2 protein-coding genes and 1 pseudogene are annotated in these 3960 nt (G+C 60.2%); 1 reads left to right on the top strand and 2 read right to left on the bottom strand.

The features are described from left to right. Window positions 1–139 precede the first annotated feature (139 nt). A pseudogene (locus tag C450_RS23105) lies at window positions 140–310 on the top strand (recombinase family protein); the annotation flags it as partial. 743 nt (window positions 311–1053) lie between these two features. Here C450_RS23105 and katG read toward each other — a convergent pair. Next, window positions 1054–3204: a catalase/peroxidase HPI gene (gene katG / locus C450_RS19445; protein WP_005046628.1), complete on the bottom strand. Its 2151-nt coding sequence runs from the start codon at window positions 3202–3204 to the stop codon at window positions 1054–1056. Between the two features lie 309 nt (window positions 3205–3513). After that, window positions 3514–3960 (bottom strand): PLP-dependent transferase (locus C450_RS19440; protein ID WP_005046626.1); only part of this gene is annotated, 447 nt, incomplete at its 5' end.

Below are 3960 nucleotides of genomic sequence, written 5' to 3'. Positions count from 1 at the left end.
GGTACTGCGAACACCGCGAACCGGTTCGCGTATACCATCGTCGGTCCGCCGCGGATCACTCCACGGAACCCACTCCCGTCGTCGCCTGTGGTCACGGTCGGATCGAACCAACAGGGGGAAAGTAAAAATACGTGGCGGCTCCGCAACCCAAAGCATCCTCGCACGAGCCGAGGCGAACTACGACATCCCGTTCGACAACGATCAGTGGCGGCTCGAACGCGCGAAGGTCGACGCTGACGGGAAGGAACTCCCGCCGTTCGATGCCCAGAGTGGACACCCACCTGTACCGACGAGAGGGCCAGAACAGTAGCTGTTTGCCGGAAAAAAGCGTTCGGAGCCAGCGATGCGCTTGAGCGAACCGACGTGACGATGATCCGGTGACAAGACGACCGTCATACCCGACAGAAACCAATGGTTCAACACCCACCGCACTCCGGTACCCGCGTGTCAGCAGCAAGCCCTCCGCCCAGTGTTCGTCTGTCGGACGACTTGTGGGAACGATTAGATACACGATATGGGGACGAAGCCAACGCCAGAGTCGGACTCAGCCGACACAGAACCACGTATCGACNCCGGTTTTTCGAGGACGAATCCGACGGGAGTGGTGATGTTCTCGACGGATTCGTTGCGGATGTCACGACCATCGCACAGTCACAGTGCGAGCGGTGGGAGAGCTACGCCGACATCGAGACGCTGATCTGCCATCTTCCGATAGATCATCTCACGTTCGTCGCACACGATTCGTGAGCGGCGGCACTGTTCAGCGAGCGTTCATTTCACAGCCTGACCGGACGATTCCGAGATAGCGACTCGAAATTGACCAGCGGCTATTTATTACCCTAAGAAGGTGGTCGATATGAACACTCGGTCCGTGCATTGATCGGCTATCTAGCCGAGTTCAGTTCTGATCAGAGGTCGGCTAGATCGATTCGTCATGCACAGTTGCCTTCGAAATTTAAACTGGTCGTATAGATTCCAAATCCGGTCGCGCATGAGCAAACCACCTGCCCGACTTCAGGTGCAATAGGCTAAGCGATTCCGGACGTCGGATTGCTACTCGAGGTCGAAGCGGTCAAGCTGCATCACTTTGCTCCAGGCGTCCACGAAGTCCTCGACGAACTGCTCCTCGGCGTCGTCAGCGAAGTAGGCGTCTGCGGTGGCGCGGAGGCGAGCGTTCGAGCCAAAGATCAGGTCGAGACGAGTGGCCTCCCACTCAACCTCGCCGGTGTCGCGGTCGCGGACCTCGAAGATCTCATTGTTTTCATCGACTGGCTCCCACTCGTAGTCCATATCGAGCAGGTTCACGAAGAAGTCGTTACTTAGCGTGCCCGGCTGGTCTGTGAAGATGCCGCGGTCGGTGTCCTGGTAGGTCGCGCCGAGTGCACGCATCCCGCCGACGAGCACCGTCATTTCCGGAACAGACAGGTTCAGTAGTTCTGCCTTGTCGACCATCCGCTCCTCCGGGTAATCGTAGATGTCGTCGTACTCGTCGCCGAGGTAGTTCCGGAACGTGTCGACCTTCGGTTCGAGCACCTCGAAGGACTCGACGTCGGTCTGCGCCTGGGTCGCGTCTGTGCGACCGGGTTCGAACGGCACCTCGACGTCGTAGCCGGCGTCTGCCGCGGCCTCCTCGATTGCCACGTTCCCGCCGAGTACGATGAGGTCGGCCAGCGAGACGCGCACATCGTCAGAGCGCGAGTCATTGAACTCCTCCTGGATGGCTTCGAGGGTATCGAGTACTGTCTCCAGCTCCTCGGGCTCGTTGACTTCCCAGCTCCGCTGGGGTTCGAGACGGAGGTGCGCGCCATTCGCGCCGCCACGCTTGTCGCTGTCGCGGTACGTCGACGCCGACGCCCACGCGGTCTTGACCAGCTGAGAGCGTGAGAGATCCGAGGCGAGGAGTGTCTCCTTGAGTTCGGCGATCTCTTCGTTGGCGACGAGTTCGTAGGCGGCGTCCGGGACGGGATCCTGCCAGACAAATGTTTCGTCGGGGACCTCCGGGCCGAGGAACCGCTCGGGCGGGCCCATGTCGCGGTGGATAAGCTTGTACCACGCCCGCGAGAACGCCTCCTGAAACTCGTCCGGGTTCTCTTGGAAGCGCTCGAGGATCTCTCGGTAGTCGTCGTCGTATTTCAGAGCGACGTCCGTCGTCAGCATCATCGGCTGTTCCGTCTCCGACGAGTCCTGCGCGCCAGGTGCGTCGCCGATGTCGTCGCCGACCGGCCGCCACTGCCAGGCACCGCCGGGTCCCTTGACAGAGGTCCAATCGTAGTCTAACAAATTGTCGAGATATCTCGCATCCCACTTGGTCGGCGTAGCGTTCCAGGGACCTTCGATGCCGCTGCTGATCATCCCGGCTTTGTCGAAGTCGTGGTCCCAGCCGAGGCCCTGCTGCTCGATAGGGGCCGCTTCGGGTTCGGGGCCCTGGTGTTCCTCAGGGTCGTCAGCGCCGTGGACCTTCCCGAACGTGTGGCCGCCGGCGATGAGCGCGACGGTTTCCTCGTCGTCCATCGCCATGCGGTCGAACTCCTCGCGGATGTTCGCCGCAGACCCCTCGACATCCGGTTCGCCGTACGGGCCCTCAGGATTTACGTAGATGAGACCCATCACGGTGTTTGCAAGCGGGTCTTTGAGATTGCCGACTTCGCCGTCGTCGAAGCGCTCGGGCGAGGTTGTCTCCCACTCCGTTTCGGGACCCCATTCGACGGCCTCGTTGGAGTTGAATGCGTCCTCGCGGCCGCCAGCGAAGCCGTACGTCTCGAAGCCCATCGATTCGAGGGCGACGTTCCCCGCGAGCACGATGAGGTCTCCCCATGAGAGCTTCTTGCCGTACTTCTTTTTGACCGGCTGGAGCAGGCGGCGTGCCTTGTCGAGGCTCACGTTGTCCGGCCAACTGCTCTCCGGCGGAAGGCGCTGGAGGCCACCGGCCGCACCGGCACGGCCGTCGGCAGTTCGGTACGTCCCAGCGCTGTGCCACGCCATCCGGATGAAAAACGGTCCGTAGTGACCGTAGTCGGCCGGCCACCAGTCCTGTGAATCCGTCATCACGTCCTCGATGTTTGACTTCACTTCCTCGAGGTCGAGTTTCTCGAATTCCTCGGCATAGTCGAAGTCCTCGCCGTACGGATTGGTGTCCGCAGTGTTATCGTCGAGGACATCCAGTCGTAGTAGGTCTGGCCACCACTCTTGGTTGGACCATGTCATATCTAACCGAAGGGCCGTATCTGCGTTAAGCTTGTTGACCTCGGTTTGTCAACTCTTCGCTATTCGTCTCGACATCTCATTATCTGGGTAGGTAAGCACGCAAGTGAATCACGCTTTGCGGTGCAATCGAGACGGCCGCTGACGAGTTACGACGTATCGAGATGCGCGGAGATCAAACCGGACGACATCTGGAAGGTCAGGCGAAATCTCACCGGCACTCTGATAGCTATGTGCCATCATACCATCCCCTCGCGATCCCGAATTGAAAATGCACCTATTCACTGGCCGATTGGCAGTCGAAACCGCCGGTTAGTTCGCAGTGCTTGCGGTCTCGATTGCCATCTCCAGATCTGCGATAATCCGGGCCGGGTCCTCAATGCCGACCGAAAGACGCACGAGGTCATCGGTAACACCAGAGGCGTCTCGTTCAGTATCGGTGAGTTGCTGATGAGTGGTGCTGGCTGGGTGAAGGATCAGCGTCTTCGCGTCACCAACATTGGCGAGCAAACTCGCGAGCTCCGTCGATTCGACGGTCGTTCGCGCAGCCTCGTATCCACCCGCGACGCCGAAGGTGATCATGCCACCATAGCCACCGTCCAGATACTCGCTCGCCGTTTGGTGTGTCGGATGGTCGGCAAGTCCCGGGTAGTTGACCCACGAGACGTCGTCGTGATCCTGTAGCCATTCCGCGACAGCCAGTGCGTTCTCGCTGTGGCGCTCCATCCGCAGTGGCAGCGTCTCTATCCCCTGTAACGT

This window comes from Halococcus salifodinae DSM 8989, from assembly GCF_000336935.1.
In the GTDB taxonomy this organism is placed as follows: domain Archaea; phylum Halobacteriota; class Halobacteria; order Halobacteriales; family Halococcaceae; genus Halococcus; species Halococcus salifodinae.
Note: the sequence above shows the minus strand (reverse complement) of the source record. Positions and strands in the feature narration are given on the sequence as shown.

Excerpts from the sequence above, each read along its gene's own strand:
- katG (WP_005046628.1), bottom strand. The coding sequence starts at position 3,204 with ATGACATGGTCCAACCAAGAGTGGTGGCCAGACCTACTACGACTGGAT.